This window comes from Klenkia sesuvii (genome assembly GCF_037083825.1).
GTDB classification, from domain to species: domain Bacteria; phylum Actinomycetota; class Actinomycetes; order Mycobacteriales; family Geodermatophilaceae; genus Klenkia; species Klenkia sesuvii.
The window spans coordinates 1-22,970 of sequence record NZ_JBAPLU010000008.1; the positions used below are offsets into that span (position 1 = coordinate 1).

Annotated in this window: 24 protein-coding genes and 1 pseudogene; 5 read left to right on the forward strand and 20 right to left on the reverse strand. The window is 71.9% G+C overall.

Features of this window, described 5'->3' with window-relative positions:
• A pseudogene (locus tag TEK04_RS09490) lies at positions 1–143 on the forward strand (IS3 family transposase); the annotation flags it as partial.
• A 13-nt stretch (positions 144–156) separates the two neighbouring features.
• Here the strand turns inward: TEK04_RS09490 and TEK04_RS09495 are convergent.
• The 3 genes from TEK04_RS09495 to TEK04_RS09505 are packed head-to-tail and all read right to left on the reverse strand — an operon-like array spanning position 157 to position 5,158.
• Positions 157–3,012 (reverse strand): ATP-binding protein, encoded by a 2,856-nt coding sequence (locus tag TEK04_RS09495; RefSeq protein ID WP_336404094.1) that lies wholly within the window; start codon positions 3,010–3,012, stop codon positions 157–159.
• Positions 3,009–3,665, reverse strand: coding sequence for a DUF4194 domain-containing protein (locus TEK04_RS09500; RefSeq protein WP_336404095.1), 657 nt, complete (start codon positions 3,663–3,665; stop codon positions 3,009–3,011). The genes TEK04_RS09495 and TEK04_RS09500 overlap by 4 nt, the downstream gene beginning before the upstream one ends.
• Positions 3,662–5,158, reverse strand: a complete 1,497-nt coding sequence (locus TEK04_RS09505; protein ID WP_336404096.1) for a DUF3375 domain-containing protein — start codon at positions 5,156–5,158, stop codon at positions 3,662–3,664. The genes TEK04_RS09500 and TEK04_RS09505 overlap by 4 nt, the downstream gene beginning before the upstream one ends.
• Between TEK04_RS09505 and TEK04_RS09510 the strand changes: the two genes are divergently transcribed.
• The gene (locus TEK04_RS09510; protein WP_336404097.1) at positions 5,074–5,943 is read left to right on the forward strand and encodes a Fic family protein; all 870 of its coding nucleotides are present in this window, start codon (positions 5,074–5,076) and stop codon (positions 5,941–5,943) included. The two genes, TEK04_RS09505 and TEK04_RS09510, sit on opposite strands and share 85 nt — an antisense overlap.
• A 156-nt stretch (positions 5,944–6,099) precedes the next feature.
• On the opposite strand, the gene TEK04_RS09515 is transcribed toward TEK04_RS09510, so the two are convergent.
• The 4 genes from TEK04_RS09515 to TEK04_RS09530 form a co-directional block, all read right to left on the reverse strand.
• Positions 6,100–7,455 carry a dicarboxylate/amino acid:cation symporter gene (locus TEK04_RS09515; protein WP_336404098.1) on the reverse strand — a complete coding sequence of 452 codons (1,356 nt, stop codon included), beginning with the start codon at positions 7,453–7,455 and terminating at the stop codon, positions 6,100–6,102.
• Between the two features lie 172 nt (positions 7,456–7,627).
• Positions 7,628–8,008: a type II toxin-antitoxin system VapC family toxin gene (locus TEK04_RS09520; protein WP_336404099.1), complete on the reverse strand. Its 381-nt coding sequence runs from the start codon at positions 8,006–8,008 to the stop codon at positions 7,628–7,630.
• A 2-nt stretch (positions 8,009–8,010) separates the two neighbouring features.
• Positions 8,011–8,268, reverse strand: coding sequence for a type II toxin-antitoxin system Phd/YefM family antitoxin (locus TEK04_RS09525; RefSeq protein ID WP_336404100.1), 258 nt, complete (start codon positions 8,266–8,268; stop codon positions 8,011–8,013).
• Positions 8,269–8,292: 24 nt separating this feature from the next.
• A complete protein-coding gene (locus TEK04_RS09530) occupies positions 8,293–9,066 on the reverse strand; it encodes an enoyl-CoA hydratase-related protein (RefSeq protein ID WP_336404101.1) in 774 nt (257 codons plus the stop codon).
• Positions 9,067–9,129: 63 nt separating this feature from the next.
• Between TEK04_RS09530 and TEK04_RS09535 the strand changes: the two genes are divergently transcribed.
• Positions 9,130–9,855, forward strand: coding sequence for a YqjF family protein (locus TEK04_RS09535; protein WP_336404102.1), 726 nt, complete (start codon positions 9,130–9,132; stop codon positions 9,853–9,855).
• A gap of 1 nt (position 9,856) precedes the next feature.
• Here TEK04_RS09535 and TEK04_RS09540 read toward each other — a convergent pair whose 3' ends face one another.
• Positions 9,857–11,848 (reverse strand): methylmalonyl-CoA mutase family protein, encoded by a 1,992-nt coding sequence (locus tag TEK04_RS09540; RefSeq protein ID WP_336404103.1) that lies wholly within the window; start codon positions 11,846–11,848, stop codon positions 9,857–9,859.
• 98 nt (positions 11,849–11,946) lie between these two features.
• Between TEK04_RS09540 and TEK04_RS09545 the strand changes: the two genes are divergently transcribed.
• Positions 11,947–12,270 carry a hypothetical protein gene (locus TEK04_RS09545; protein ID WP_336404104.1) on the forward strand — a complete coding sequence of 108 codons (324 nt, stop codon included), beginning with the start codon at positions 11,947–11,949 and terminating at the stop codon, positions 12,268–12,270.
• 27 nt (positions 12,271–12,297) lie between these two features.
• Here TEK04_RS09545 and murA read toward each other — a convergent pair whose 3' ends face one another.
• Positions 12,298–13,587, reverse strand: a complete 1,290-nt coding sequence (murA, locus tag TEK04_RS09550) for a UDP-N-acetylglucosamine 1-carboxyvinyltransferase (protein ID WP_336404105.1) — start codon at positions 13,585–13,587, stop codon at positions 12,298–12,300.
• Between the two features lie 41 nt (positions 13,588–13,628).
• Between murA and TEK04_RS09555 the strand changes: the two genes are divergently transcribed.
• Positions 13,629–14,240, forward strand: a complete 612-nt coding sequence (locus TEK04_RS09555; protein WP_336404106.1) for a cob(I)yrinic acid a,c-diamide adenosyltransferase — start codon at positions 13,629–13,631, stop codon at positions 14,238–14,240.
• 30 nt (positions 14,241–14,270) lie between these two features.
• Here TEK04_RS09555 and TEK04_RS09560 read toward each other — a convergent pair whose 3' ends face one another.
• The 11 genes from TEK04_RS09560 to TEK04_RS09610 form a co-directional block, all read right to left on the reverse strand.
• Positions 14,271–14,675 carry a DUF2550 domain-containing protein gene (locus tag TEK04_RS09560; RefSeq protein WP_336404107.1) on the reverse strand — a complete coding sequence of 135 codons (405 nt, stop codon included), beginning with the start codon at positions 14,673–14,675 and terminating at the stop codon, positions 14,271–14,273.
• Between the two features lie 40 nt (positions 14,676–14,715).
• Positions 14,716–15,108 carry a F0F1 ATP synthase subunit epsilon gene (locus TEK04_RS09565; RefSeq protein WP_336404108.1) on the reverse strand — a complete coding sequence of 131 codons (393 nt, stop codon included), beginning with the start codon at positions 15,106–15,108 and terminating at the stop codon, positions 14,716–14,718.
• Positions 15,109–15,196: 88 nt separating this feature from the next.
• The gene (locus TEK04_RS09570) at positions 15,197–15,466 is read right to left on the reverse strand and encodes a hypothetical protein (protein WP_336404109.1); all 270 of its coding nucleotides are present in this window, start codon (positions 15,464–15,466) and stop codon (positions 15,197–15,199) included.
• Between the two features lie 323 nt (positions 15,467–15,789).
• Positions 15,790–17,232 (reverse strand): F0F1 ATP synthase subunit beta, encoded by a 1,443-nt coding sequence (atpD, locus tag TEK04_RS09575; RefSeq protein WP_336404110.1) that lies wholly within the window; start codon positions 17,230–17,232, stop codon positions 15,790–15,792.
• A gap of 38 nt (positions 17,233–17,270) precedes the next feature.
• The gene (locus TEK04_RS09580) at positions 17,271–18,233 is read right to left on the reverse strand and encodes a F0F1 ATP synthase subunit gamma (RefSeq protein ID WP_336404111.1); all 963 of its coding nucleotides are present in this window, start codon (positions 18,231–18,233) and stop codon (positions 17,271–17,273) included.
• A gap of 1 nt (position 18,234) precedes the next feature.
• Positions 18,235–19,872 carry a F0F1 ATP synthase subunit alpha gene (gene atpA, locus TEK04_RS09585; protein ID WP_336404112.1) on the reverse strand — a complete coding sequence of 546 codons (1,638 nt, stop codon included), beginning with the start codon at positions 19,870–19,872 and terminating at the stop codon, positions 18,235–18,237.
• 85 nt (positions 19,873–19,957) lie between these two features.
• Complete coding sequence (locus tag TEK04_RS09590) at positions 19,958–20,791, reverse strand: F0F1 ATP synthase subunit delta (protein WP_336404113.1); 834 nt, start codon at positions 20,789–20,791, stop codon at positions 19,958–19,960.
• Positions 20,791–21,375 (reverse strand): F0F1 ATP synthase subunit B, encoded by a 585-nt coding sequence (locus TEK04_RS09595; RefSeq protein ID WP_336404114.1) that lies wholly within the window; start codon positions 21,373–21,375, stop codon positions 20,791–20,793. The genes TEK04_RS09590 and TEK04_RS09595 overlap by 1 nt, the downstream gene beginning before the upstream one ends.
• A 43-nt stretch (positions 21,376–21,418) precedes the next feature.
• Positions 21,419–21,655 (reverse strand): ATP synthase F0 subunit C, encoded by a 237-nt coding sequence (atpE, locus tag TEK04_RS09600; RefSeq protein ID WP_091065686.1) that lies wholly within the window; start codon positions 21,653–21,655, stop codon positions 21,419–21,421.
• Positions 21,656–21,750: 95 nt separating this feature from the next.
• Positions 21,751–22,584 carry a F0F1 ATP synthase subunit A gene (atpB, locus tag TEK04_RS09605; protein WP_336404115.1) on the reverse strand — a complete coding sequence of 278 codons (834 nt, stop codon included), beginning with the start codon at positions 22,582–22,584 and terminating at the stop codon, positions 21,751–21,753.
• A complete protein-coding gene (locus tag TEK04_RS09610) occupies positions 22,581–22,964 on the reverse strand; it encodes a hypothetical protein (protein WP_336404116.1) in 384 nt (127 codons plus the stop codon). The genes atpB and TEK04_RS09610 overlap by 4 nt, the downstream gene beginning before the upstream one ends.
• Positions 22,965–22,970: the final 6 nt, after the last annotated feature.

The window sequence follows — 22,970 nt, forward strand, 5'->3', positions numbered from 1 at the left end:
GCACCCGCCAGCAGCTGCGTATCGCGATCGTCACCTGGATCGAACGGACCTACCACCGCCGACGAAGGCAAGCCGGCCTGGGTCGGTTGACCCCCATCGAGTTCGAGTCCATCATCACCACACCGGCTACACAAGCCGCGTGACCCCGACTGTCACCTATCCGTGCAGCAGTCCCTCGGGATCGCCGGCAGCCGTGAGCGAGTCGTCGGTGCAGGCCAGCAGATCGGCCTGGAAGGTGCGCACCTCCTGGTTGGGGGTGCGTTCGGTCTCCAACCGGATGAAGCGTCCGGTGTTGTAGTCGATGCCGTGCAGTGATTCGTTGATGCGGTCGATCCGCTCGCCGATGAGCTCCTCCTGCTTGCGCAGCTCGGCCCGGAGTTCGGCGATGTCGCGGATCGCGTTGGTGCGCAGCAGTTCCTGGAACTCGGCCTCGAACCGGGGCAGGTCGTCTGCGGCCAGCCGCTGGTGCAGCTCGCGGTACCCGATGATCGACCCGACGGTGTCGTCGAGCTCTTGGGTGAGCAGCGGCCAGGCCTGCCGGAAGGTGCGCATGAGCGCGGTCAACCGGTTCTCCACCCCGGAGCGGCGGGTGCCCGCGGCGTCGTGCTCGCTGGTGGTGGCCTGCAGGGTCGTCTTCTCCCAGGCGTCCCATGCGGCGACGCCGCGCGGGGACCGACCGGGGACCCGGGTCGCGAGCGCGTCGACCACCGCCGGCGGCAGGGCGTCGACCTCCGCCGCCAGAACACCTCGCTCCCGCGCCTGGACCAGCGCGCGTTCGCGCTCGGTCGTGGTCGAGCCGATGCGCCCGACCACGGCGTCGCGCTGCGTGCGTGCGGTCAGCTCGACCGCCGCGGCGTCGTCCCGCACCTGGCGGAGCCGGGACAGCTCCCCCGATGCGCTGGTCAGCCGGTCGCGCTCGGCCCCGAGGGCGTCGATGCGATGGGCGACCGACGGCCAGTCGACGTCGGCGAACTCGCGCACCGTCGTCGCCCGGTCGAGGGCCGCCGCCCGGGCGCGGACCTGCTTCTCCACGCCGTCGAGCCCGGTCCCTCGCGCAGCGAGCTCCTCGCGCTGTCGGCCGAGGTCGCGGGCGGCGTCGAGCAGGGCGTCGATGCGAGCCTCGGCCGACCAGCCGAGCACGAAGTTGCGGCGGTCGTCGATCCGGAACCGGTCGTCCTTCTCGTGCCGGTTCCGACCGCCCTTGAGCTGCCCTGCCCGGGTGACGGCGCGCTCGGCGCGGCGGAAGTCGGCCATGGTCTCGACCCGCTCCAGATCGGCCCGGACGGCGACCTCTGCCCGCAACCAGCCGGCCAACGGGTCGTCCTTGACCTCCACCACGTCGGAGAGCGGGTGCTTGCTGCGCGGCGCGGGAGCCAACCCCGCGCGGGTCGGCACCGCGTAGTAGACCAAGCGTCCGCGCAGGTGCTCGCCCTCGATCCAGTCCGACACCGTTCGGTAGTGGCGGTCGGGCACCAGCAGCGACAACCCGAGCCCGCGCAGCACCCGTTCGGCGGCACCTTCCCAGTCCCGGTGCTCGGGCCGAACCTGCAGCAACTCGCCCGCGAACGGCAGCTCTGCTTCGGCCAGGCCGGTGGCTTGCAGCAGCCGCGACCGCAGGTCGAGCTGGGCCACCGGGATGTTCACCCGGCGGTCGCGGGCTGCCCGGAGGTCGGCGTTCAGCGATCGCTCGTCGTCAGCAAGGCGGGCCGAGGCGACGGCGAGGCCATCGGTGTCCGCACGCAGCCGTGCCTGCTCGTCGGCGAGCCGAGTGCCCATCTCGCCGAGTTCGGCGCGGCGTGCAGCGAAGGCGTCGGCCCGCGCGGCCGGGGCAAGCCCGAGGATCTCCAGGTCGGCCGCATGGGTCGCCGACCGGTCCTGCCGGCGACGTAGCTCCTCGCTCTGGTGCTCGATCTCGAGCCCGATCTCCCGCAACCGGGCACCGCCGTGACCCTCCATCTGCAACTCGGCGGCGGCGCGTTCGTCACCGGCTCGTCGGATCTCGCCGTCGAGGACGTCGCGTTCGGCGACCAGCCCGGTCAACCGCTCGTCCGCTGCCGCCGCCTCGGCCTGCAGGTGGGCCACGGTGCGCGCGGCCACGAACGCCGGCAGGGCCGCCCGCTCGGCCGCCAGCGCCGCGATCCGACTGGTCAGCTCCTCGTGCACGGCAGCCTGCCCGAGCAAGGGGTCCAGCTGGTCCACCTGGGTGCGCGCGGCTACCACCGCATCGTGGGCCTTGGACAGCGCCTCGAAGTGGTCGACCAGCTGATCGACGCGGCGGCGGGCGTCGAAGGGCTCGAGCATGTGGTGGCGGACGAACTCGGTGAGGTTGCTGACCGCCTTCATCGAGACCGTCTGGGCGAACAGCTCCAGCGCTTGGGGCGACGGGATGCCGAGCAGCCGCCGGAACCGCTCGCCGTAGGGCCGGTAGCTGTCGTGCACCGCGGCACCGGAGGCCACCAGCCGCTTGCGCAGCGCGGCCGGGTCACCGCCGAATCCGGTGAGGTCCGATGCGATCGAGAGCTCCCGCTCGGCGGTCACGTAGAACCGGTCGGGCTGCCCCTCCTGGCCGTCGGCCAACCAGAACACCGCGGCCAGGCTGGTGCGGGTGTCCAGGCCCTCGTTGCCGAACACGGCCAGCAGCACGCTGAAGGTCGGCCCGCGCCGCAACCCGACGGGGAGTGTGCGACCGGTGGCTTCGTTGCGCTCGGACTTGTGGTGGCCCAGGACGTAGGAGCGCAGGTCACGCTCCTTGGTCTCGCCGCCCGCGGCCCGGTTGAACGCGATGCGCTGCGGGGGCACGAGCAACGTGGTGAGCGCGTCGACCACGGTGGACTTGCCCGACCCGATGTCCCCGGTGAGCAGGCTGTCAGCCCCACCCGGGACGAACGACCACACCTGGCCGTCGAAGGTGCCCCAGTTGAACAGCTCGAAGCGGTGCAACCGATGGCCCACCCGCTGCCGTGATGCGCCGGCAACCGGCGCCTCGAGGTCCGCCGCCCCGAACAGGGTCATCGGCCCTCCCCTCCGGTCGTCTCGTCGTCGGCGGGCTGGGCATCCTGCGGTGGCCCGTCCGGGCCGTGCAGGTAGGCCCGGAGCCGTTCCTCGAAGTCCGCCAGCCACTGGCCGTCGACGAAGGCCTTGAGGATGCGGCGGACCTCGTACCCCGCGTCCGCGCCGGGCAGCTTGCGGACGAAGCCCAGGTCGACCACCTTCCCCAGGGCGCTGTCGACCTGCTGGACGACCCGCGCCTCCTGTCCGCTGCCGGCCAGGAACACGGCCACCAGGTCCACCACCTGCTCCCGGGTGAGCACGAGCCGGGCCTCGCCGCTGCTGGCGTCGAACTCGGCTAACCGCTTGCGCAGGAGGGCCAGCAGCAGGCTCACCGGGTAGGTCAGGGCATGCCGCCGCACCAGCCGGGGCAGGGCCGGACGACCGGCCCGCAGCTCGGCGAGCTGCTGGTCGGGTTGCGCGCGCAGGAACGCGTACCCCTCGACGTCGTCGAGCACGAGATCAAGACCCAGATCGGCGACGCGCTCACGCACCTGCGGCGCGGCGCCCTGCAGGTGCCGCCACACCTGCGGGTGACTGTCCTGCTCGACCACCCCGCGCAGGAGCGAGGTGAGCACCAGGGGCACGTCGAGTTCGGAGTGCCTGGGTGCGCTCATGCGGGTGCCCCTCCGTTCGATCGTTCGACGACCCGGGTGTAGACCACCCGGGGTACCTGTGCGGTGCGGTCGACGTCGTCGCTGCCGGTCCAGGACACCGCGTCGACCTGCTCGGGATCGAACGACGTCGCCACCCCCTCCTGGACGGACAGGTAGCCGATCAGCTCGGCGAGGCCCTGCTCGAGGGGGTGGTCGGCGACGATGTCGGCCAGCGCGGCGACCGGCTCCCGGGCCAACCGGTCGGCGACCGCGGCCCGCAACCGCGCGACATCGACGTACACCTGCTCGTACAGCGCGGCCGGATCCGCGCGCTCGGTGGCCGCGGCGATGCCGTCGCTGTCGAGGGCCAGCCGACGCCGCGGGCGGTAGAGCGGCCGCTCGGTCGGCAGCACCACCGGGATCTCGGGGCTGGGCACGCTGCTGCCCGGCACCGGAGCGGACCGGGCACCCGGTGCGAGGTCACGGACGGCGAGGGCGTGCACCTCGATCTCGTGCAGCACCTCCATCACTCGGCGGTTCTCCAACCACACCTGGTCGTCGAGGAAGCGGCGGAGCTGGTCGGACAGCTGCCGCACGGTGCTCTGGGTGCGCCCCGCGGCGTCGAGCCAGTCGTGGTGGATGTGCCGCGCCCAGCTGTCGGACCCTGCGATCTCCGGCAGCGCGAGCACACGGCCCAGCAGGTCGGTGAACTCGTCCTGCCGGGACGCCGACAGCAGGAAGTCGTAGAACCCCCGGAACGACCGGCCCTGGTCGGAGTCGGCGATGCCCCGCCGGTCGCCCAGCACCTCGTCGAGCAACTCGCCCTTGCCGCCGTCCCAGGTGGCGATCTTCTCGCGCAGGCCGCGGTCGAGGGCGCGGAAGTTCTCCTCGACCTGCCGGAAGTCGGCCAGCAGCTCGCGTGCGGTCGAGGTGAACTGCTGGTACCGGTCACGCTGGGCGACGTCGTCGAGCACGTCGAGCCGACCTGCCTCGACGTCGTCGATCTGCTGCTGGATCTCGGTCCGACGCCGGTGCAGCTCGGCCAACCTGACCTGGGGGTCGAGCTCGGCACCGAAGGCCATCTGCCGGAGGAGGTCGACGACCGTGTTCAGCCGGGACTCGGTGCCCACGAAAGGCGCCGGCTGCAGCGTGCGCAGCCAGGACAGCGACTTCTCCACGGCCGGCGTCGCGTCGTAGGACTGCTCGTCGGCGCCCGGCGGGTAGTAGGCGCGCAACCAGCCGGTCTCCGGTGCCGCCCAGTCGTCGAGGTACTCCTTGGCGCTGCGGGCATAGCGGACCGCGCCGTCGTCGCCGGTCTCGCTGCGCAGCCCCTGCAGGAACTCCTCCAGGCGGCCGATCAGCTCCGAGCGGGAGACCGACCGGGTGTTCTCCTCGACGAACACCGCGCCCAGGAAGACCAGCACCAGCGGTGCGGTGCCGGCACGCAGCAGAGCCCACGCCGGATGCCGACGCCGGAGCTCGACGATCTCGTCGTGGCGATCGATCAGGTCCACGTCCACATGCTCGCAGGGGGTGCCGACAGAACCGACATGACTCCCCGGCCGCGGGTCACTCCACGGGGCGTGACCTGGAACTCCACCGACGGACCATCATTCCGCTGTCCGCAACCGATGCGAGCATGGGGCGGCTGGCAGGTGCAGGGCGCCTCCTCCCTGCACCGCATCTGCTCCTCCTCCCGTCCCTGCGCCGGGAGGCACTGGCCAGCTCGCGGATCGAGGGCACGCAAGCGTCGCTGTCCGACGTGTTCGAGGCAGAGGCCAGCGGAGCACCGCGCACCGACGACGTCCGGGAGGTCACGAACTACGTCGCAGCCATGGACCACGGCCTGTCACGGCTGCAGGCACTCCCGCTCGACAACCGGTTGATGCGGGAGATGCACGGCGTGCTCATGGCCGGGGTGCGCGGTCAGGAGAAGACCCCCGGCGTGTTCTGCCGCAGCCAGAACTGGATCGGCACCGTGGACGGCACACCGAGCACCGCGGTGTTCGCACCACCGACCGTGGACGACCTGATGCCGGCTCTCGACGACGGGGAGAAGCAGGCGCACGACGAGGCCGAGCGCATGCTCGACCTCCGCGAGAACTACCGCGTGGCACTGCGCGGCACCCACAGCAGAGCCGTCGAGGTGGTCGACCTGATGCTGTCCAGCCCGGTCATGCAGACCCGGCAGGTCGCGACCAAGCTCGACGTCAGCATCCAGGGCGCCACCTACCTGCTCGAACAGCTGGCCGAGGCGGGCATCCTCCGCTCACGCACCCAGGGCAAGGGCACCCGGTGATCTGGTACGCCGACCAAGTGCTCGAGGCGTTGGCCGACTGATCCGCCCCGTTCACAGCTCGGCGTGGATCAGCTCCGCCGACGAGGGTGCATCCTTCGACACAGCCCTCGGTGGCGAAAGGATGCACGCTGGTGGCGGAAGAGGCGTGATCTGGTGTCAGACGCGCTCGGGGTCGCGGGTCTCGCCCAGCGACCGGATCGGGTCGACCGTGGTGGTCGAGTCGTAGCGCTCCCGGTCGAGGATGCCCTCGCGGTTGGCCACGATGGTGGGCACCAGCGCCTGGCCGGCGACGTTGGTCGCCGTCCGACCCATGTCGAGGATCGGGTCGACGGCCAGCAGCAGGCCGACCCCGGCCAGCGGCAGACCCAGCGTGGAGAGGGTCAGCGTCAGCATGACCACCGCACCGGTGACGCCGGCCGTCGCGGCCGAGCCGACCACCGAGACGAGCGCGATGAGCAGGTAGTCGGTGATCGAGAGGTCGACGCCGAAGAACTGCGCCACGAAGATCGCCGCCAGCGCCGGGTAGATCGCCGCGCAGCCGTCCATCTTCGTCGTCGCCCCCAGCGGGACGGCGAAGGAGGCGTACGAGCGCGGCACGCCCAGGTTCGCCTCGGTCACCCGTTCGGTCACCGGCAGCGTGCCGATCGAGGAGCGAGACACGAAGCCGAGCTGGATGGCCGGCCAGGCACCGGCGTAGAACCGGCGGGGCGAGAGGCCGTGCAGCTTCAGCAGCACCGGGTAGACGACGCCGAGCACCAGCACGAGACCGCCGTAGACCGCGGCGACGAAGACTCCGAGGGAGCCCAGGGACTCCCAGCCGTAGGCCGCGACCGCGTGCCCGATGAGGCCCAGCGTGCCCAGCGGCGACAGAAGGATGACCCACCACAGCACCTTCTGCACGATCGCCAGCGCCGAGCGCGTGACGGTCAGGAACGGCTCCGCGGCCTCACCCACCTTGAGCGCGGCGATGCCGACCGCGACCGACACGACGATCAGCTGCAGCACGTTGAACGACAGCGAGCCGTCGGTCGAGCCCTCGAGCCCGAGGATGTTGCCGGGCACCAGGCCGGTGAGGAAGTCCCACCACGAACCACCGCCGCCGTCGTAGTCCGCCGCGGACGCCGCGACCGAGCTGTTGCGGCCTGGCTGGGTGAGCAGGCCCAGGCCGATCCCGATCGACACCGCGACGAGCGCGGTGATGGCGAACCACAGCAGGGTCTGGCCGGCCAGCCGCGCGGCGTTCCCGACCTGCTTGAGGTTGGCGATGCTGACGATGATCGCGGTGACGATCAGCGGGATGACGATGACCCGCAGCAGCGAGACGAACGTCGAGCCGATGGTGTCCAGGGTCGAGGTCAGCCAGTTCTGGTCGGTGCCGGCGACGAGGTCGCCGTCGACGTAGCTGCCGGGGACGGTGCCGATGGCCCGGGCGACGAGCCCGAGGGCCACGCCCAGCACGAGGGCGATCAGCACCTGGGCCGCGAAGGGCACGCGGCGGAGGCGGGAGAGCACGAGGGAGGCCTTTCGAGGAGGGGGAGGACGACGGAGCGGGGACGCCGTCAAGCCCCGGTGGTCGCCCGACCGAAGTCGACGACCCGCCTCCTCGTCAGCCACAGCATGCGCACAGAGGAGCCAACCCCGCCGGCCGGCACATGTTCCCGGACGCCGCCGTCGGCTGGGTCACTCAGCTGCGGGCGTCGAGCACCGGGACGTCGTACTGCGCGAACACCGCATCGGACGTGATGACGGTCAACCCCTCCACCTGCGCCTGCGCGAGGAGCAGGCGGTCGAACGGGTCCCGGTGGACCAGCGGCAGCTCAGCCAGTGCGAGCAGGTGTCGGTCCTCGATCGCCAGTCGCCGGATCCCCCGCTCCTCGAGGACCGCGGGGAGCCGCGGCACCGGACGGAGCTTGCCGACCGTGCTCTTGATGACGATCTCCCACGACGAGACCACCGACACGACGGAGTCGGCGCCGTCGACCATCGCCGACCGGGTCCTGGGCCCCAGACGAGGGTCGTCGCCGAGCACCCAGAGCAGCGCACTGGTGTCGAGCAGGAAGGCCACCGTCAGGTCTCGTCGGGGCGGTTGATCGACTCCTCGAACATGGCGAGCACCTCTGCGTCCGCCTCGTCGTAGTCGTCGGCGAACACGATCTCCCCCGCCATCGCGCCCAGGAGCGACCTCGGCCGGTCGACCTCGGGGACGAGACGGAACCGCGTGACACCCGATCCGCGCCGTGTGATCACGACCTCTTCGCCCCGTTCGGCGGCGTCCAGCAGCTTCGACAGCTGGGTCTTCGCCTGGTGGACGTTCGCCGTCTGCATCTAGCCACAATAGCTAGTTCCGTGTCAGTCGGTCCAGACCGCCGGGCGCTTGCCCAGGAACGCCGCCATGCCCTCGCGGGCACCCTCGAGCTGGGAGGCCGCGGCCATCGTCTCGACCGCCTGCAGGTAGGCGTCGGCCTCGGGACGGTCGAGCTGGGCGTACATCGCCCGCTTGCCCCACGCCTTGGACGCCCGCGACCCCCGGGTGGCCCGGTGCACCAGGTCGGCCACGGCGGCGTCGAGCTCCCCGTCGGGCACCACCCGGTTGACCAGCCCCCAGTCCAGCGCCGTGCGGGCGTCGATGACGTCGCCGGTCAGCGCCAGCTCCATCGCCCGCTTGCGGCCCACGTTGCGCGCGATCGGGACCATCGGGGTGTGGCAGAACCAGCCACCCTTGCCGCCCGGCGCGGCGAACCCGGCCGATCCTGCGGCCACCGCCAGGTCGCAGGAGGCCACCAGCTGGGCGCCGGCCGCGGTGGCGAGGGCGTGTACTCGGGCGACGACGACCTGCGGCACCTCGTGCAGGGTCTGCATGAACTCGGTGCACAGCGCCAGCAGCGACCGGACGTCGGCCAGCGGCGCGCCGCTCACGTCGGCGAAGTCGTGCCCCGCGCTGAAGACGGGCCCCTCCGCCGCGACGACGAGGGCGGTGGCGTCGGTGTCCCCGACCTCCCGCACGGCGGCCAGCAGCTGGGTCAGGTGCTCGCGCGACAGCGCGTTGCGCCGCGAGGGCCGGCACATCGTGAGGGTGACCACGTCGTCGTGCCGCTCGACCCGGGGTGCCGCGAGTTCAGCCATGGGCCGACCCCACCACGCGCGCGTCACCGTGTCGAGTGCCGCACGGCCGGGCATGCACGCCCCGTGCCCCCGGAACCGGTGACCCCGACCGCGCCGCGCCCGATCGGCCGCACCGTCTTCACCCAGGGCTGGGCCGACCTCGCCTTCCTGCACTGGGCGGTGGACCCGGCCCTGGTCGCCCCGCACCTGCCGCCGGGCACCCGGCCCGACACCCTGGACGGCGCCAGCTACGTCGGGCTCATCCCGTTCCGCATGCGGCGCATCGGGTTCCTCGGCCTGCCCGGCTTGCCCTACCTGGGCTCGTTCGCCGAGACCAACGTGCGGCTGTACTCCGTCGACGAGCAGGGACGCAGGGGCGTGGTGTTCTCCTCGCTGGAGGCCGACCGGTTGCTGCCCGTGCTGGCGGCGCGCTGGGTGGCCCGGCTGCCGTACACCTTCGCGAAGATGGCCGTCGACAAGGACGGCGACCGGATCACCTACACCTCGCGGCGGCGCTGGCCCGGCCCCCGCGGCGCGCACAGCCGCATCGCCGTCCGGCTGGGTGAGCCCATCGCCGACCCCGCACCGCTGGAGCGGTTCCTGACCGCGCGGTGGGGGCTGCACCGCGGGTTCCTCGGCCGCACCGCCTACTGGCCGAACGAGCACCCCGAGTGGCCGCTGCACCGGGCGGCGCTGGTCGAGCTGTCCGAGGACCTCACGGCTGCGGCCGGCGTCCCGGTCACCGGGGAACCGGACAGCGTGCTGTGGTCCCCCGGCGTCGGAGTCCGCTTCGGCCCCTGGACCAGGTGAGTCAGAGCGCGTTGGCCTCGCGGACGACGTCGACGATCTGGCCCATGATGTCGGTCATCCCGAAGTCCTTCGGGGTGAAGACGCGGGCCACGCCCTGCTCGCGCAGCCGCCGCGCGTCGCCGTCGGGCACGATGCCGCCCACCACCACCGGGACGTCGTCCAGCCCGGCGTCCTTGAGGCCCTGCAGCACCGCCGGCACCACCTGCAGGTGCGAGCCCGACAGCACCGACAGCCCGACGACGTGCACGTCCTCCTCGACGGCGGCCGACACGATCTGGGCCGGGGTGAGCCGGATGCCCTGGTAGACGACCTCGAAGCCGGCGTCGCGGGCCCGGACGGCGATCTGCTCGGCACCGTTGGAGTGCCCGTCCAGGCCGGGCTTGCCGACCAGCAGGCGCAGCCGCCCACCCAGCTCGTCACCGGTGGCCCGCACGCGCTCGCGGACCTCGGTGAGCGAGCCGTCGGCCTCACCGGTGGTGGCCGACGAGACGCCGGTGGGGGCACGGAACTCGCCGAACACCTCGCGCAGCGCCCCGGCCCACTCCCCCGTCGTGACCTTCGCCCGGGCGCAGGACAGCGTCGCGGCCATGAGGTTCTCGTCGGTGGCCGCGACCCGCTTGAGCTCCTCCAGCGCCTGCGCCACGGCGGCGTCGTCGCGGTCGGCCCGCCAGGCCCGCACGGCGTCCTGCGCCGCGGACTCGACCGCGGGGTCGACGGTCTGGATGGCGGTGTCGAGGTCGGCCGTGAGCGGGTTGGGCTCGGTGGAGTCGAACTTGTTGACGCCGACGACGACGTCCTCGCCGCTCTCCATCCGGCGCCGGCGCTCGGCCAGCGAGGCCACCAGCTGGCCCTTCATGTAGCCCGACTCCACCGCGGCCACCGCACCGCCCATCTCGGCGACCCGGTCCATCTCGGCGCGGGCGCCCTCGAGCAGCTCGGCGACCTTGGCCTCGACCACCGTGGACCCGGCGAACAGGTCGTCGTACTCCAGCAGGTCGGTCTCGTAGGCCAGCACCTGCTGCAGCCGCAACGACCACTGCTGGTCCCACGGCCGCGGCAGGCCGAGGGCCTCGTTCCAGGCCGGCAGCTGCACCGCGCGGGCGCGGGCGTCCTTGGACAGGGTGACCGCCAGCATCTCGAGCACGATGCGCTGCACGTTGTTCTCCGGCTGCGCCTCGGTGAGGCCCAGCGAGTTGACCTGCACGCCGTAGCGGAAGCGCCGGTGCTTGGGGTCGGCCACGCCGTAGCGCTCGCGGGTCAGCTCGTCCCACAGCTGGGTGAAGGCGCGCATCTTGCACATCTCCTCCACGAACCGCACGCCCGCGTTCACGAAGAACGACATGCGGGCCACGACCTCGCCGAAGCGCTCCTGCGGCACCTGCCCGGAGTCGCGCACCGAGTCCAGGACGGCGATCGCGGTGCTCATCGCGTAGGCGATCTCCTGCACCGGCGTGGCCCCGGCCTCCTGCAGGTGGTAGCTGCAGATGTTGATCGGGTTCCACTTCGGCATCGTCGTCACCGTGTAGGCGACCATGTCGGTGATCAGCCGCATGCTCGGTGCCGGCGGGAACACGTAGGTGCCCCGCGACAGGTACTCCTTGACGATGTCGTTCTGCGTGGTGCCGGCGAGCTTCGCCACGTCGTGGCCGTGCTCCTCGGCGACGGCCTGGTAGAGCGCCAGCAACCACATGGCCGTGGCGTTGATGGTCATCGACGTGTTCATCGCGTCGAGCGGGATGCCGTCGAACAGCGCGCGCATGTCACCGATGTGGCTGACCGGCACGCCGACCTTGCCCACCTCCCCGGTGGCCAGCTCGTCGTCGGGGTCGTAGCCGGTCTGGGTGGGCAGGTCGAAGGCCACCGACAGGCCGGTCTGGCCCTTCGCCAGGTTGCGGCGGTACAGGGCGTTGGACTCGGCCGGGGAGGAGTGGCCGGCGTAGGTGCGCATCACCCACGGACGGTCCCGGTCCTTCGGCGCTGAAGGGAACGGCATGTCCGGGGAGTGTAGGGCTACTGGCCAGTAGGCACAGTGTCGAACGCCTCACGCGGTGGCACACTCGGTTGCAGTCCGCACACCCCGAGGAGCGCCCCGTGCCCATCGACGCTGGCAGCCTGCACTACGCCGTGGGTCCGGCCATCGCCATGGGCATGCTCGCGGTCCTGGCCCTCTTCCTGCGCTGGGCCTTCGCGTCGTCCACCCCGAAGGCCACCCAGCGCCCCGCGGCGGAGGACGGCCTGCTGACCCGGGTGGCCACCCTCACCCGCAAGGACTCCGCGTTGGCGCTGCGCGCGGTGCTGTCCGACGCCGGAATCCGGTCCACGGTGCGCTTCCCGGCGCCGCACCGGGCCGACGTCCTGGTGTTCCCCGAGGACGCCGACCGTGCCCGCAGCCTCGCCGGCACCTTCCAGGCCTGAACCGCAGTCCGCCACGGGGGTCCTTCGTCAGTCGCGGTCGCGGGTCGTGCGCTCGATCGTCGCGCCCAACCCGCGCAGCTGCTCCACGAAGTCGGGGTAGCCGCGGTCGACGTGGTGCACGTCGGCCACCTCCGTGACGCCGTCGGAGCACAGCCCGGCCAGCACCAGCCCGGCCCCGGCCCGGATGTCGGTGGCCAGCACCGGCGCGCTGGAGAGCCGCTCGCGGCCGCGGACGACGGCGTGGTGCCCGTCGATCCGGACGTCGGCACCCAGCCGCACCAGCTCGTTGACGAACATGAACCGGCCCTCGAACACGTTCTCGGTGATGAGGGCCGTACCGGTCGAGACCGCCGCCAGGGCCACGGCCATCGGCTGCAGGTCGGTCGGGAACCCGGGGAAGGGCAGGGTGACGACGTCGACGCCGGTGGGCCGCTCGGTCATGGCCACCCGCACCCCGCCCTCGACCTGCTCGACGGTCGCCCCCGCCGTCCGCAGCTTGTCCAGGGCGACCGCCAGGTGCTCCGGCGCCGCCCGCTCGACCACGACGTCGCCGCGGGTCATGACCGCACCGATCGCCCAGGTGCCGGCGACGATGCGGTCGGGCACCGTCGTGTGGGTGACCGGGTGCAGCTCGGTGACCCCCTCGACGGTGATGGTGGAGGACCCGGCGCCGCTGATCCGGGCGCCCATCTCGGTGAGCATCGTGCAGATGTCGACGATCTCGGGCTCGCGGGCGGCGTTGTCGACCACGGTGGTGCCCTCGGCGAGCACCGCGGCCATCACCAGGTTCTCGGTGGCGCCCACCGACGGGAAGTCCAGCCAGATCGAGGTGCCGACCAACCGGGGGGCGGTGGCGATCAGGAACCCGTGCTCGCTGCGCACGGTGGCGCCCAGCCGCTCGAGCCCGGCGACGTGCATGTCCAGCCCGCGCGAGCCGATGGCGTCCCCCCCGGGGAGGGCGACCTTGGCCTGCCCGCACCGGGCCACCAGCGGGCCCAGCACGCTGATCGAGGCGCGCATGCGGCGCACGAGGTCGTAGTCGGTCTCGCTGGACGGCGTCCCGGGGACGTCGACGACCACCCGGCCACCCCCGCCGCCGCGCCCGTCGGTGTAGCGCTGGAACTCCACGCCGCACCCCAGCCGGCGCAGCACCTCGCTCATGATGGCCACGTCGAGGATGTCGGGGACCTCCTCGATCGTGGTGCGCCCACTGGCCAGCAGCGCAGCGGCCATGAGCTTGAGCGCGCTGTTCTTGGCGCCGGTCACCCGCACCCGTCCGCGCAGCGACGTCCCACCGGTCACCTCGAAGCAGTCCACTGCCCAACCGTAGTGCCGCCCGGCTGCCTAGGCTTCGCCCCATGACGGTCCGCCTCACGCGCATCTACACCAAGACCGGCGACGCCGGGCAGACCCACCTGGGCGACATGAGCCGGGTGGCCAAGACCGACGTGCGGCTGGCCGCCTACGCCGACGTCGACGAGACCAACTCGGTCATCGGGGTCGCGCTGGCACTCGGCTCGCCGTCCCCCGAGCTGCTCGACCTGCTGCGCAGCGTGCAGAACGACCTGTTCGACATCGGGGCCGACCTGTGCAACCCGATCACCCCGGACCCGGAGTTCCCACCGCTGCGGGTCACCGCCGCCTACACCGAGCGGCTGGAGACGGCCTGCGACGAGCACAACGCGCAGCTGCCGAAGCTGACGTCGTTCATCCTGCCCGGCGGCACCCCGCTGGCCGCGCTGCTGCACCAGGCGCGCACCGTGGCGCGGCGGGCCGAGCGCCGGGTCTGGGCGCTGCTGGAGGCCGATGCCGAGCGCACGAACGAGGAGACGGCCAAGTACCTCAACCGGCTCTCGGACCTGCTGTTCATCCTGTCCCGCGAGGCCAACCCGGAGGGTGACGTGCTGTGGGAACCCGGCGCGCACAGCGGCGCGCACGCCCAGCGCGCGGAGATGGAGAAGTCCGACTGACCTGCCGGCCCCGCTGAGGGGGGTCGCCCGTCAGCGACCCACGGGCGGGGCCGACTCGATCCAGGACAGGAAACCGGTCACCGTCGAGGGGTCCATGGCCAGCTCCTGCGGGCCGGCGCCGGTGCGGCAGATCAGCACCTGGCTGTCGGCCGGCACGGCGCCGTCCTCGATGGTGGGCCGACGGCGGCCCTCGACGTGGAACCCGCCGCGGCACAACCGCTGCGTGGGGCGCACCGACAACGACAGCGCCGGGTACCAGAGCAGCTGGTCCCCCGCGTACCAGGCCACACCCACCGACCACCGGGCCGCGCCGACCGGGCGCAGCCACATGGTGACCGCGCCCAGACCGGACAGCAGGAAGCGCCGGCGCAGCAGGAAGGTGGCCACCAGCGCGACGACCAGGACGACGACGAGCACCAGGACCACGGTGGTCATCGCCACGCTCCCGGTACCCGCCTCGCCGGTGCTTGCTGGCTCAGGCGGCCTGGCCGGCGGCGCGCAGCCGTGACTGGGCGCGGCGAGCTGCGGCCAACGACTCCTCGTCGTCGTCGGCGCCGGCCTCGGCGCGGCGGAGCGACTCACGCGCGCGCTCGACGTCGATCTCGGTCGAGATCTCGGCGGTCTCGGCCAGGATCGACACCCCGCGCTCGGTCACCGAGAGGAACCCGCCGTGGGCGGCGACGACGAGGTCCTCGCCGTCGGCGACGCGGATGGTCACGACGCCGCCGGGGGCGAGCTCGCCGAGCAGAGGGGCGTGCCCGGGCAGGATGCCCAGCTCGCCCTCGGTCGTGCGGGCGACGACCATCGTGGCCTCACCGGACCAGATCTTGCGCTCCACGGCCACGAGCTCGACCTGCAGGGTCGCCACGACACTCCTCGAGTCACGGTCGCCGCCCGGTGGCGACGGTTCCCCCGATGGTACCGGCCCGGGTTCGCCGGGCCCGCCCGCCCTCCGGTCAGGGACGGCGGTAGAGCAGGGTCCAGCGGCCCAGCCGCAGCAGCGGCCGGCGCACGACCGAGCTGGGCGCCCAGTCGTCCATGTCGAAGCGCGGGACGTCGGCCGGCGGCGGCGGCGCGTAGGGCGGCCAGCACCAGTCCAGCTCGTCCCCGGTGCCGACGGCGGGCACCGGCCCGGACGGGTGGTCGTCGGTCGGCCGGCCGTCGGGGGTCAGCACCGGCTCGGCGCCGAGCACCGGAGCGGGTCCGGTCTGCGGGCTGTCGTCCACGCTGCTTCTCCTGCCGTGCACCGTCGCGGCGCGGTGCTCCTGCGGTGATCTTCGGCCCGGACCCGGCCGGCACGCCGTCGGCGCAGCCGGGACCACCCGATCGGGTGGGTGGTCGACGGGTGGTGGGCATCGGGGGACGGTCGGTGCGCAACGCCGCGGCGCCGGCCGTGCTCGATGCTAGCCGGGGCCGGCGCGGGCCCGCAGCGCGGGGACGGCGGCCCTCCCACCGTCCCGGCGCAGGACCCCGCACCTCACCCCTGAGCACGCCGACGGCCGGCCACCCCGGGGGGATGACCGGCCGTCGGGCCGTGCGGGGTGGGGCGTCAGCGCTTGAGCTTGGCCGCGTTCGCCTCGAGGTCCTCGAGCCCACCGCACATGAAGAAGGCCTGCTCGGGGACGTGGTCGTACTCGCCCTCGGTCAGGGCCTTGAACGCCTGCAGGGTCTCGGCCAGCGGCACGAACGAGCCGGGCTGACCGGTGAAGGCCTCGGCCACGAACATGTTCTGGGACAGGAAGCGCTCGATGCGACGGGCCCGGTTCACCGTGACCTTGTCCTCCTCACCGAGCTCGTCGATGCCGAGGATGGCGATGATGTCCTGCAGCTCCTGGTAGCGCTGCAGGATCCGCTTGACCTCCGACGCGATGTCGTAGTGCTCCTGGCCCACGTACTGCGCGTCGAGGATCCGGCTGGTGGAGTCCAGCGGGTCCACGGCTGGGTAGATGCCCTTCTCCGAGATGGGCCGCGACAGGTTCGTCGTGGCGTCCAGGTGGGCGAACGTGGTGTGCGGCGCCGGGTCGGTGATGTCGTCGGCAGGCACGTAGATGGCCTGCAGCGAGGTGATGGACCGACCCCGGGTCGAGGTGATCCGCTCCTGCAGCTCGCCCATCTCGTCGGCCAGGGTCGGCTGGTACCCCACGGCGGAGGGCATGCGGCCCAGCAGCGTGGAGACCTCGGACCCGGCCTGGGTGAACCGGAAGATGTTGTCGATGAAGAGGAGGACGTCCTGGTCCTTCTCGTCGCGGAAGTACTCCGCCATCGTCAGCGCCGACAGGGCGACGCGCAGGCGGGTGCCCGGCGGCTCGTCCATCTGGCCGAACACCAGCGCGGTCGAGTTGATGACGCCGGACTCGGTCATCTCGGTGATGAGGTCGTTGCCCTCACGGGTGCGCTCGCCGACGCCGGCGAACACCGACACGCCACCGAACTCCTGCGCGACGCGACGGATCATCTCCTGGATGAGGACCGTCTTGCCGACGCCGGCACCGCCGAACAGACCGATCTTCCCGCCCTTGATGTAGGGGGTCAGCAGGTCGATGACCTTGATGCCGGTCTCCAGCATCTCGGTGCGGCCCTCGAGCTGGTCGAACTTCGGCGCCTTGCGGTGGATGGTCCACCGCTCACCGCCGTCGCCGTGGCCCGGCTCGTCGAGGCACTCGCCGAGGGCGTTGAAGACGTGCCCGGTCACCTGGTCGCCGACCGGCACCGAGATGGCCGAGCCGGTGTCGCGGACCTCGGCACCGCGGACCAGGCCGTCGGTGGGCTGCATCGAGATGGTGCGGACCACGTTGTCGCCGAGGTGCTGGGCGACCTCGAGGGTCAGGGTCTTGCCCAGGTCGGCGAGGGTGACGTCGACGTGGAGGGCGTTGAACAGCTCGGGCATCGAGTCACGGGGGAACTCGACGTCCACGACCGGGCCGGTGACCCGGACGACGCGGCCGGAGCCGGTGGTCTCGCTCGTGCTCGGACGGTCCTCGGTGAGGGTCATCGCTGGTTCTCCTGGCTGGTGTGGGACGAGTGCACGGTTCAGATGTCCGAGCCGCTGGACACGAGGGCGGCGGCGCCGCCGACGATCTCGCTGATCTCCTGGGTGATGCCCGCCTGGCGGGCGGCGTTGGCCTGCCGAGACAGGTTCTTCGCCAGCTCCTCGGCGTTGTCCGAGGCCGACTTCATGGCCCGGCGACGGGACGCCGACTCCGAGGCGGCCGACTCGAGCATCGCGGCGTAGATGCGGGTGCTGATGTACTTCGGCAGCAGCGCGTCGAGCAGCGACTCGGCGGAGGGCTCGAACTCGTACGAGGTCGGGACGTCCGAGGACTTCTGGCCCGCGGCCGCCTCGTCGCGCTCGTGCTCGAACTCCTCCACCTCCTCGACCTCCAGCGGTGCCATCCGCTTGGCGACGGGCACCTGGGAGAGCAGGGAGCGGAACTCGGTGTAGACGATGTGCAGCTCGTCGACCCCCTCGACGCCGTCGGCGTTGCCCCGGTCGTCGTCCTCACCGGCGGTGAAGGCGTCGATCAGGGTGCTGCCGACCGCCTGCGCGTCGGAGTAGGCGGGCTGCTCGGAGAAGCCGGTCCAGGTCTGCTCGACCGGGCGGTCGCGGAACCGGTAGTACGTCTCGCCCTTGCGGCCGACGACGTAGACGACCGGGTCCTTGCCCTCGCTGCGGAGCAGGGCGAGCAGCTCCTCGGTGCGCCGCAGCACGTTGACGTTGTAGGAACCGGCGAAGCCGCGGTCGGAGGTGATGACCAGGACCGCTACCCGACCGGGCTTCTCGCGCTCGGTGAGCAGCGGGTGGTCCAGGCTCGCCGAGGACGCCAGGGCCGAGAGCACCTTGGTGATCTCGCGGGCGTAGGGCTTGGAGGCCTCGACCCGGTTCTGGGCGCGCACGATGCGTGCACCGGCGATCAGCTCCTGGGCCGAGAAGATCTTCTTCGTCGACCGGGTGGAGCGGATGCGGCGCCGCAGTTCGCGGAGCGATGCGGCCATCTCAGGCCTTCTTCTTGACCTGGACGCGCTCCTGGCCGCGCTCGGACGCGTCCATGGCCTCGACCTCGGGCTCGTTCACCTTCAGCGACTCGCCGTCGCCGGTGGTGAACTGGCCGTAGAAGGCGTCGACGGCCTTCTCGAGCTTGGCCACCGTGTCGTCCTCGAGCTTGAGCGAGGTGCGGATGTCCTCGAGCGCGCCCGAGTCACCGCGGGACAGGTAGTCCAGGAACTCGCCCTCGAAGCGGCGCACGTCGGCGACCGGGACGACGTCGAGCTTGCCCCGGGTGCCCAGCCACAGGGACACGACTTCGCGCTCCAGGGAGAACGGCGCGTACTGGCCCTGCTTGAGCAGCTCGACCAGGCGCTGCCCGCGCTCGAGGGTGGCGCGCGACGAGGCGTCCAGGTCCGAGGAGAAGGAGGCGAAGGCCTCCAGCTCGCGGAACTGGGCCAGGTCCAGGCGCAGGCGGCCGGCGACCGCCTTCATCGCCTTCGTCTGGGCCGAGCCACCGACGCGGGACACCGAGATGCCGACGTTGATGGCCGGACGCACCCCGGAGTTGAACAGGTTCGACTCGAGGAAGATCTGGCCGTCGGTGATCGAGATGACGTTGGTCGGGATGTAGGCCGACACGTCGTTGCCCTTGGTCTCGATGATCGGCAGGCCCGTCTGGGACCCGGCGCCGAGCTCGTCGGACAGCTTCGCGCAGCGCTCGAGCAGGCGGGAGTGCAAGTAGAAGACGTCACCGGGGTAGGCCTCGCGGCCCGGCGGGCGGCGCAGCAGCAGGGAGACCGCACGGTAGGCCTCGGCCTGCTTGGAGAGGTCGTCGAACACGATCAGGACGTGCTTGCCCTCGTACATCCAGTGCTGGCCGATGGCCGAGCCGGTGTAGGGGGCGATGTACTTGTAGCCGGCCGAGTCCGACGCGGGGGCGGCGACGATGGTGGTGTACTCCATCGCCCCGGCGTCCTCCAGCGCGGCCTTGACGCCGGCGATGGTGGAGCCCTTCTGGCCGACGGCGACATAGATGCAGCGCACCTGCTGCTGCGGGTCACCGGTGGCCCAGGCGGCCTTCTGGTTGATGATCGTGTCGATCGCGATCGCGGTCTTGCCGGTCTGGCGGTCGCCGATGATGAGCTGGCGCTGGCCGCGGCCGATCGGGGTCATGGCGTCGATGGCCTTGATCCCGGTGGCCAGCGGCTCGCCGACCGACTGGCGCTGGACGACCGAGGGCGCCTGCAGCTCCAGGGCGCGGCGCTCGGTGGTCTCGATGTCGCCACCGCCGTCGATGGGGGCACCCAGCGGGTCCACCACCCGGCCGAGGAAGCCGTCGCCGACCGGCACCGAGAGCACCTGGCCGGTGCGGCGGACCGTCTGGCCCTCCTCGATGGCGGCGAAGTCACCCATGACCACGACACCGACCTCGCGCACGTCGAGGTTCAGCGCCAGGCCGCGCACGCCGCCCTCGAACTCCAGGAGCTCGTTGGTCATGACCGAGGGCAGACCCTCGACGCGCGCGATGCCGTCGCCGGCCTCGGTGACGATGCCGACCTCCTCGCGGGAGACGTCGGTGTCGTACTCGCTGACGTAGTTCTGGATGGCACTGCGGATCTCGTCCGCGGAGATCGTGAGCTCGGCCATGGCCCGGGTGTCCTCTTCCCTGCTCAGGTGCTGTCTGGGGTGGTGCTGGGGTGTTCGGGTCAGCCGACCGGGTCGGCCGGCCGGCTCAGCCGGCGAAGCGGCGACCGGCTGCTGCCAACCGGTTCGCGATGCTGCCGTCGACGATCTCGTCGCCGACCCGGATGACCAGGCCCCCGACGATGCCGGGGTCCACCTGGACCTGCAGGCCGATGGTGCGCCCGTAGGTCCGCTCGAGGATCCCGGTGAGCCGGCGGCGCTGCTCGTCGGTCAGCTCCACCGCGCTCGTCACGTGGGCGACCGACTGGCCACGCCGGGCGGAGGCGGCCTCCGAGATGCGCTCGACGGCGTTGGCCGCGTTGTGCACGTGCTGGCTGGTCAGTGCGTTGCGCACCAGCCGCTCGGTGACCGGCGAGACCTTCCCGGCCAGCAGCCGGTCCAGCAGCGCCGTCTTCCCCGCGCGGTCGGCGGCCGGGTCACCGAGCAGCCGGGCCAGGGCGGGGTCGCCCTCGATGATCCGGCTGAACCGGAACAGCTCGTCCTCCACCGCGTCGAGCTCGCCCCGGGCCTGCGCCGCGTCGAGCGCGGCGTCGGTGGCCAGGGTCTCGGCGGCCTCGACCAGGTCGAGCGGGCGCGACCAGCGCTGGCGGGCCACGGTCTGCACGACGTCGAGCGCGCCGTCGCCGACCTTGCCGGCCAGCAGCCGGCCGGCCAGCCCGGCCCGGTCGTCGGGGCGCACCGACGCGTCGGCCAGGGCCCGCCGGAGCGAGACCTGCCCGTCGAGCAGGGTCGCCACGGCGAACAGGTCGTCGGCCAGACCCAGCAGGGCCTGGCCGTCGGCCCGGGCGCCCGAGGGCGCCCCGGTCTGCTGACCCAGGCGCCCGCGCGAGGCGGCGAGCGCCTCCCGGCTGGCGGCCTGCATCAGCGGTCGCCCTGCGGGGAGTACACCGAGCTGCCACCGGCCGAGCCGGTCGCGGTCGACGCCGACATCTGGTCCAGCTCGTCCAGGAAGCGGTCGACGGTTCCGCGGCGCCGCGCGTCGTCCTCCAAGGACTCCCCGACCACGCGACCGGCGAGGGTGACGGCCATGGAGCCGATCTGCCCGCGCAGCTCGTTGACCACCTGCTGGCGGGAGGCAGCGAGCTGCTCCTCGCCGCGGGCGACGATGCGGGCGGACTCCTCCTGGGCCTGGGTGCGCAGCTCCTCGAGGATCTGCTGGCCCTCGGCCCGGGCGGCGTCGCGGATCTGCGCGGCCTCGGTGCGGGCCTCGGCCAGCTGCGCGCGGTACTGCTCCAGCGCGGCCTTGGCCTCGGCCTGGGCGGCCTCCGCCCGCTCGATGCCGCCCTCGATCGCGCTGCGCCGCTCCTGGAACGTCTTCTCGATCATCGGGAAGACGAACTTCACGACGACGAACGCCAGGATCGCGAACGTGATGAGGCCGACGATGATCTCGCCGACGGGGGGCAGAAGCGGGTTCTGCTCACCTTCTGCAGCGAAGACGTGCACGGAGGTCACCTCCTGAAGGTCTCGGTGCCCGGGTCAGCCGGGATCAGGGCTGGCCGGCGCCGAAGATGAAGGGGACGACCAGGCCGATGAGCGCGAGCGCCTCGGACAGGGCGGCGCCGAGGAAGGCGTAGGTACGGGTCAGACCGGCCGACTCGGGCTGGCGGGCGGTCGCCTGGATGTAGGCGGCCCACACGATGCCCACACCGATGCCGGGGCCGATGGCGGCGAGGCCGTAGCCGACCGAGCCGATGCTGCCGTAGATCTCGGCGAGAACGTCCATTGCGGGGTGTTCCTCCTGTGTCGGTCACCCGGGGTGGTCCCGGGTGGCTGGCGGGGTGGTGCGTCTGGGGGGTGAAGCAGGGGCCGAGCAGGTGCTCAGTGCCCCTCTTCGACGGCTCCGTTGAGGTAGGTGGCGGTGAGCACGGTGAAGACGTAGGCCTGCAGCACGATCACCAGCACCTCGAAGAAGGTCATGAACAGCGCCATGAGGAAGGAGAACGGCGCGAACACGAACGAGAAGTTCTCGCCGATCTTGCCCAGCAGGTACACCGTGCCGAGCGAGAACACCACCAGCAGCATGTGTCCGGCGAACAAGTTGGCGAAGAGCCGGACGGCCAGGGTGAACGGCCGGATGATGAACACCTGGAGCAGCTCGATCGGCGTGACCAGCACGAGGAACGGGATCGGGACGCCCGGCGGGACGGCGACCTCCTTGAGGTAGCCCCCCAGCCCCTTGTTCTTGATCGCGACCGCGTTGTACAGGATGTAGACCAGGATCGCCAGCACCAGCGGGTAGGCGAACTTGCTCATCGGCGAGATCTGGAAGAACGGCACGATGCTCATCGCGTTGTTGGCGATGATGAAGAAGAACAGCGCGCCCAGGAACGGGACGAACGGCTTGTACTTGGGGCCGATGACGTCGCGGGCGATGTTGTCCCGGACGAGGGAGTAGCTGCCCTCGAGCAGGAACTGCGACTTGCGCGGCACCACGGTCATGCGGCGGCTGGCCAGCACCAGGAAAGCCAGGATGGCTGCGGTGGCGATCCAGGAGATCACCGTGATGCGGGTGATCGTGAAGTCGATCCCGAAGATCGAGAACTCGGCCAGCGCCGGCGGGTAGAACTCGGCGATGGTCGGCGAGACGAAGCCGCCGCCGGGGTCGCTCTCGACCGCGAGCACGCTGGCGAGCGCGGAGGCGCTGGAGGTCACCGGTGTCCCTTCTGCGTCATCTGCTGCGCCCGTGGCCGGCTCCGTCGTCCGCCCGGGGTCCTGCGGTAGGTCGTGTAGCTCGTCGAGCTGATCTTGCTGTAGCTGGTGGAGCTGATGGACACGGGCTGGTCATCGGCCCTGCCGTACTTGACGACCACCAGGTAGATGGCCAGACCGAGTCCGAGGAGCATGCCCAGCACGACGAACAAGCGGGTGTCCAGCCACCGGTCCAGCAGCCACCCGGCCCCGCCCCAGACGATCATCCCGGACAGCAGGGTCCCGGTGATCCCCCACCCGACGTCGGCACCGCTGCGGTGCGTCTGCGCGGACGGGGAGGGGTCAGGGCGGCGGCCACCGTTCTGCGGGGAGGCGCTGTCCATCGCAGC

Excerpts from the sequence above, each read along its gene's own strand:
- atpD (WP_336404110.1), bottom strand. The coding sequence starts at position 17,232 with ATGACCCTCACCGAGGACCGTCCGAGCACGAGCGAGACCACCGGCTCC.
- TEK04_RS09560 (WP_336404107.1), bottom strand. The coding sequence starts at position 14,675 with ATGACCACCGTGGTCCTGGTGCTCGTCGTCGTCCTGGTCGTCGCGCTG.
- TEK04_RS09500 (WP_336404095.1), bottom strand. The coding sequence starts at position 3,665 with ATGAGCGCACCCAGGCACTCCGAACTCGACGTGCCCCTGGTGCTCACC.
- TEK04_RS09530 (WP_336404101.1), bottom strand. The coding sequence starts at position 9,066 with ATGGCTGAACTCGCGGCACCCCGGGTCGAGCGGCACGACGACGTGGTC.
- TEK04_RS09540 (WP_336404103.1), bottom strand. The coding sequence starts at position 11,848 with ATGCCGTTCCCTTCAGCGCCGAAGGACCGGGACCGTCCGTGGGTGATG.
- TEK04_RS09590 (WP_336404113.1), bottom strand. The coding sequence starts at position 20,791 with ATGCAGGCCGCCAGCCGGGAGGCGCTCGCCGCCTCGCGCGGGCGCCTG.
- TEK04_RS09555 (WP_336404106.1), top strand. The coding sequence starts at position 13,629 with ATGACGGTCCGCCTCACGCGCATCTACACCAAGACCGGCGACGCCGGG.
- atpE (WP_091065686.1), bottom strand. The coding sequence starts at position 21,655 with ATGGACGTTCTCGCCGAGATCTACGGCAGCATCGGCTCGGTCGGCTAC.
- TEK04_RS09525 (WP_336404100.1), bottom strand. The coding sequence starts at position 8,268 with ATGCAGACGGCGAACGTCCACCAGGCGAAGACCCAGCTGTCGAAGCTG.
- TEK04_RS09610 (WP_336404116.1), bottom strand. The coding sequence starts at position 22,964 with ATGGACAGCGCCTCCCCGCAGAACGGTGGCCGCCGCCCTGACCCCTCC.
- TEK04_RS09580 (WP_336404111.1), bottom strand. The coding sequence starts at position 18,233 with ATGGCCGCATCGCTCCGCGAACTGCGGCGCCGCATCCGCTCCACCCGG.
- atpA (WP_336404112.1), bottom strand. The coding sequence starts at position 19,872 with ATGGCCGAGCTCACGATCTCCGCGGACGAGATCCGCAGTGCCATCCAG.
- TEK04_RS09495 (WP_336404094.1), bottom strand. The coding sequence starts at position 3,012 with ATGACCCTGTTCGGGGCGGCGGACCTCGAGGCGCCGGTTGCCGGCGCA.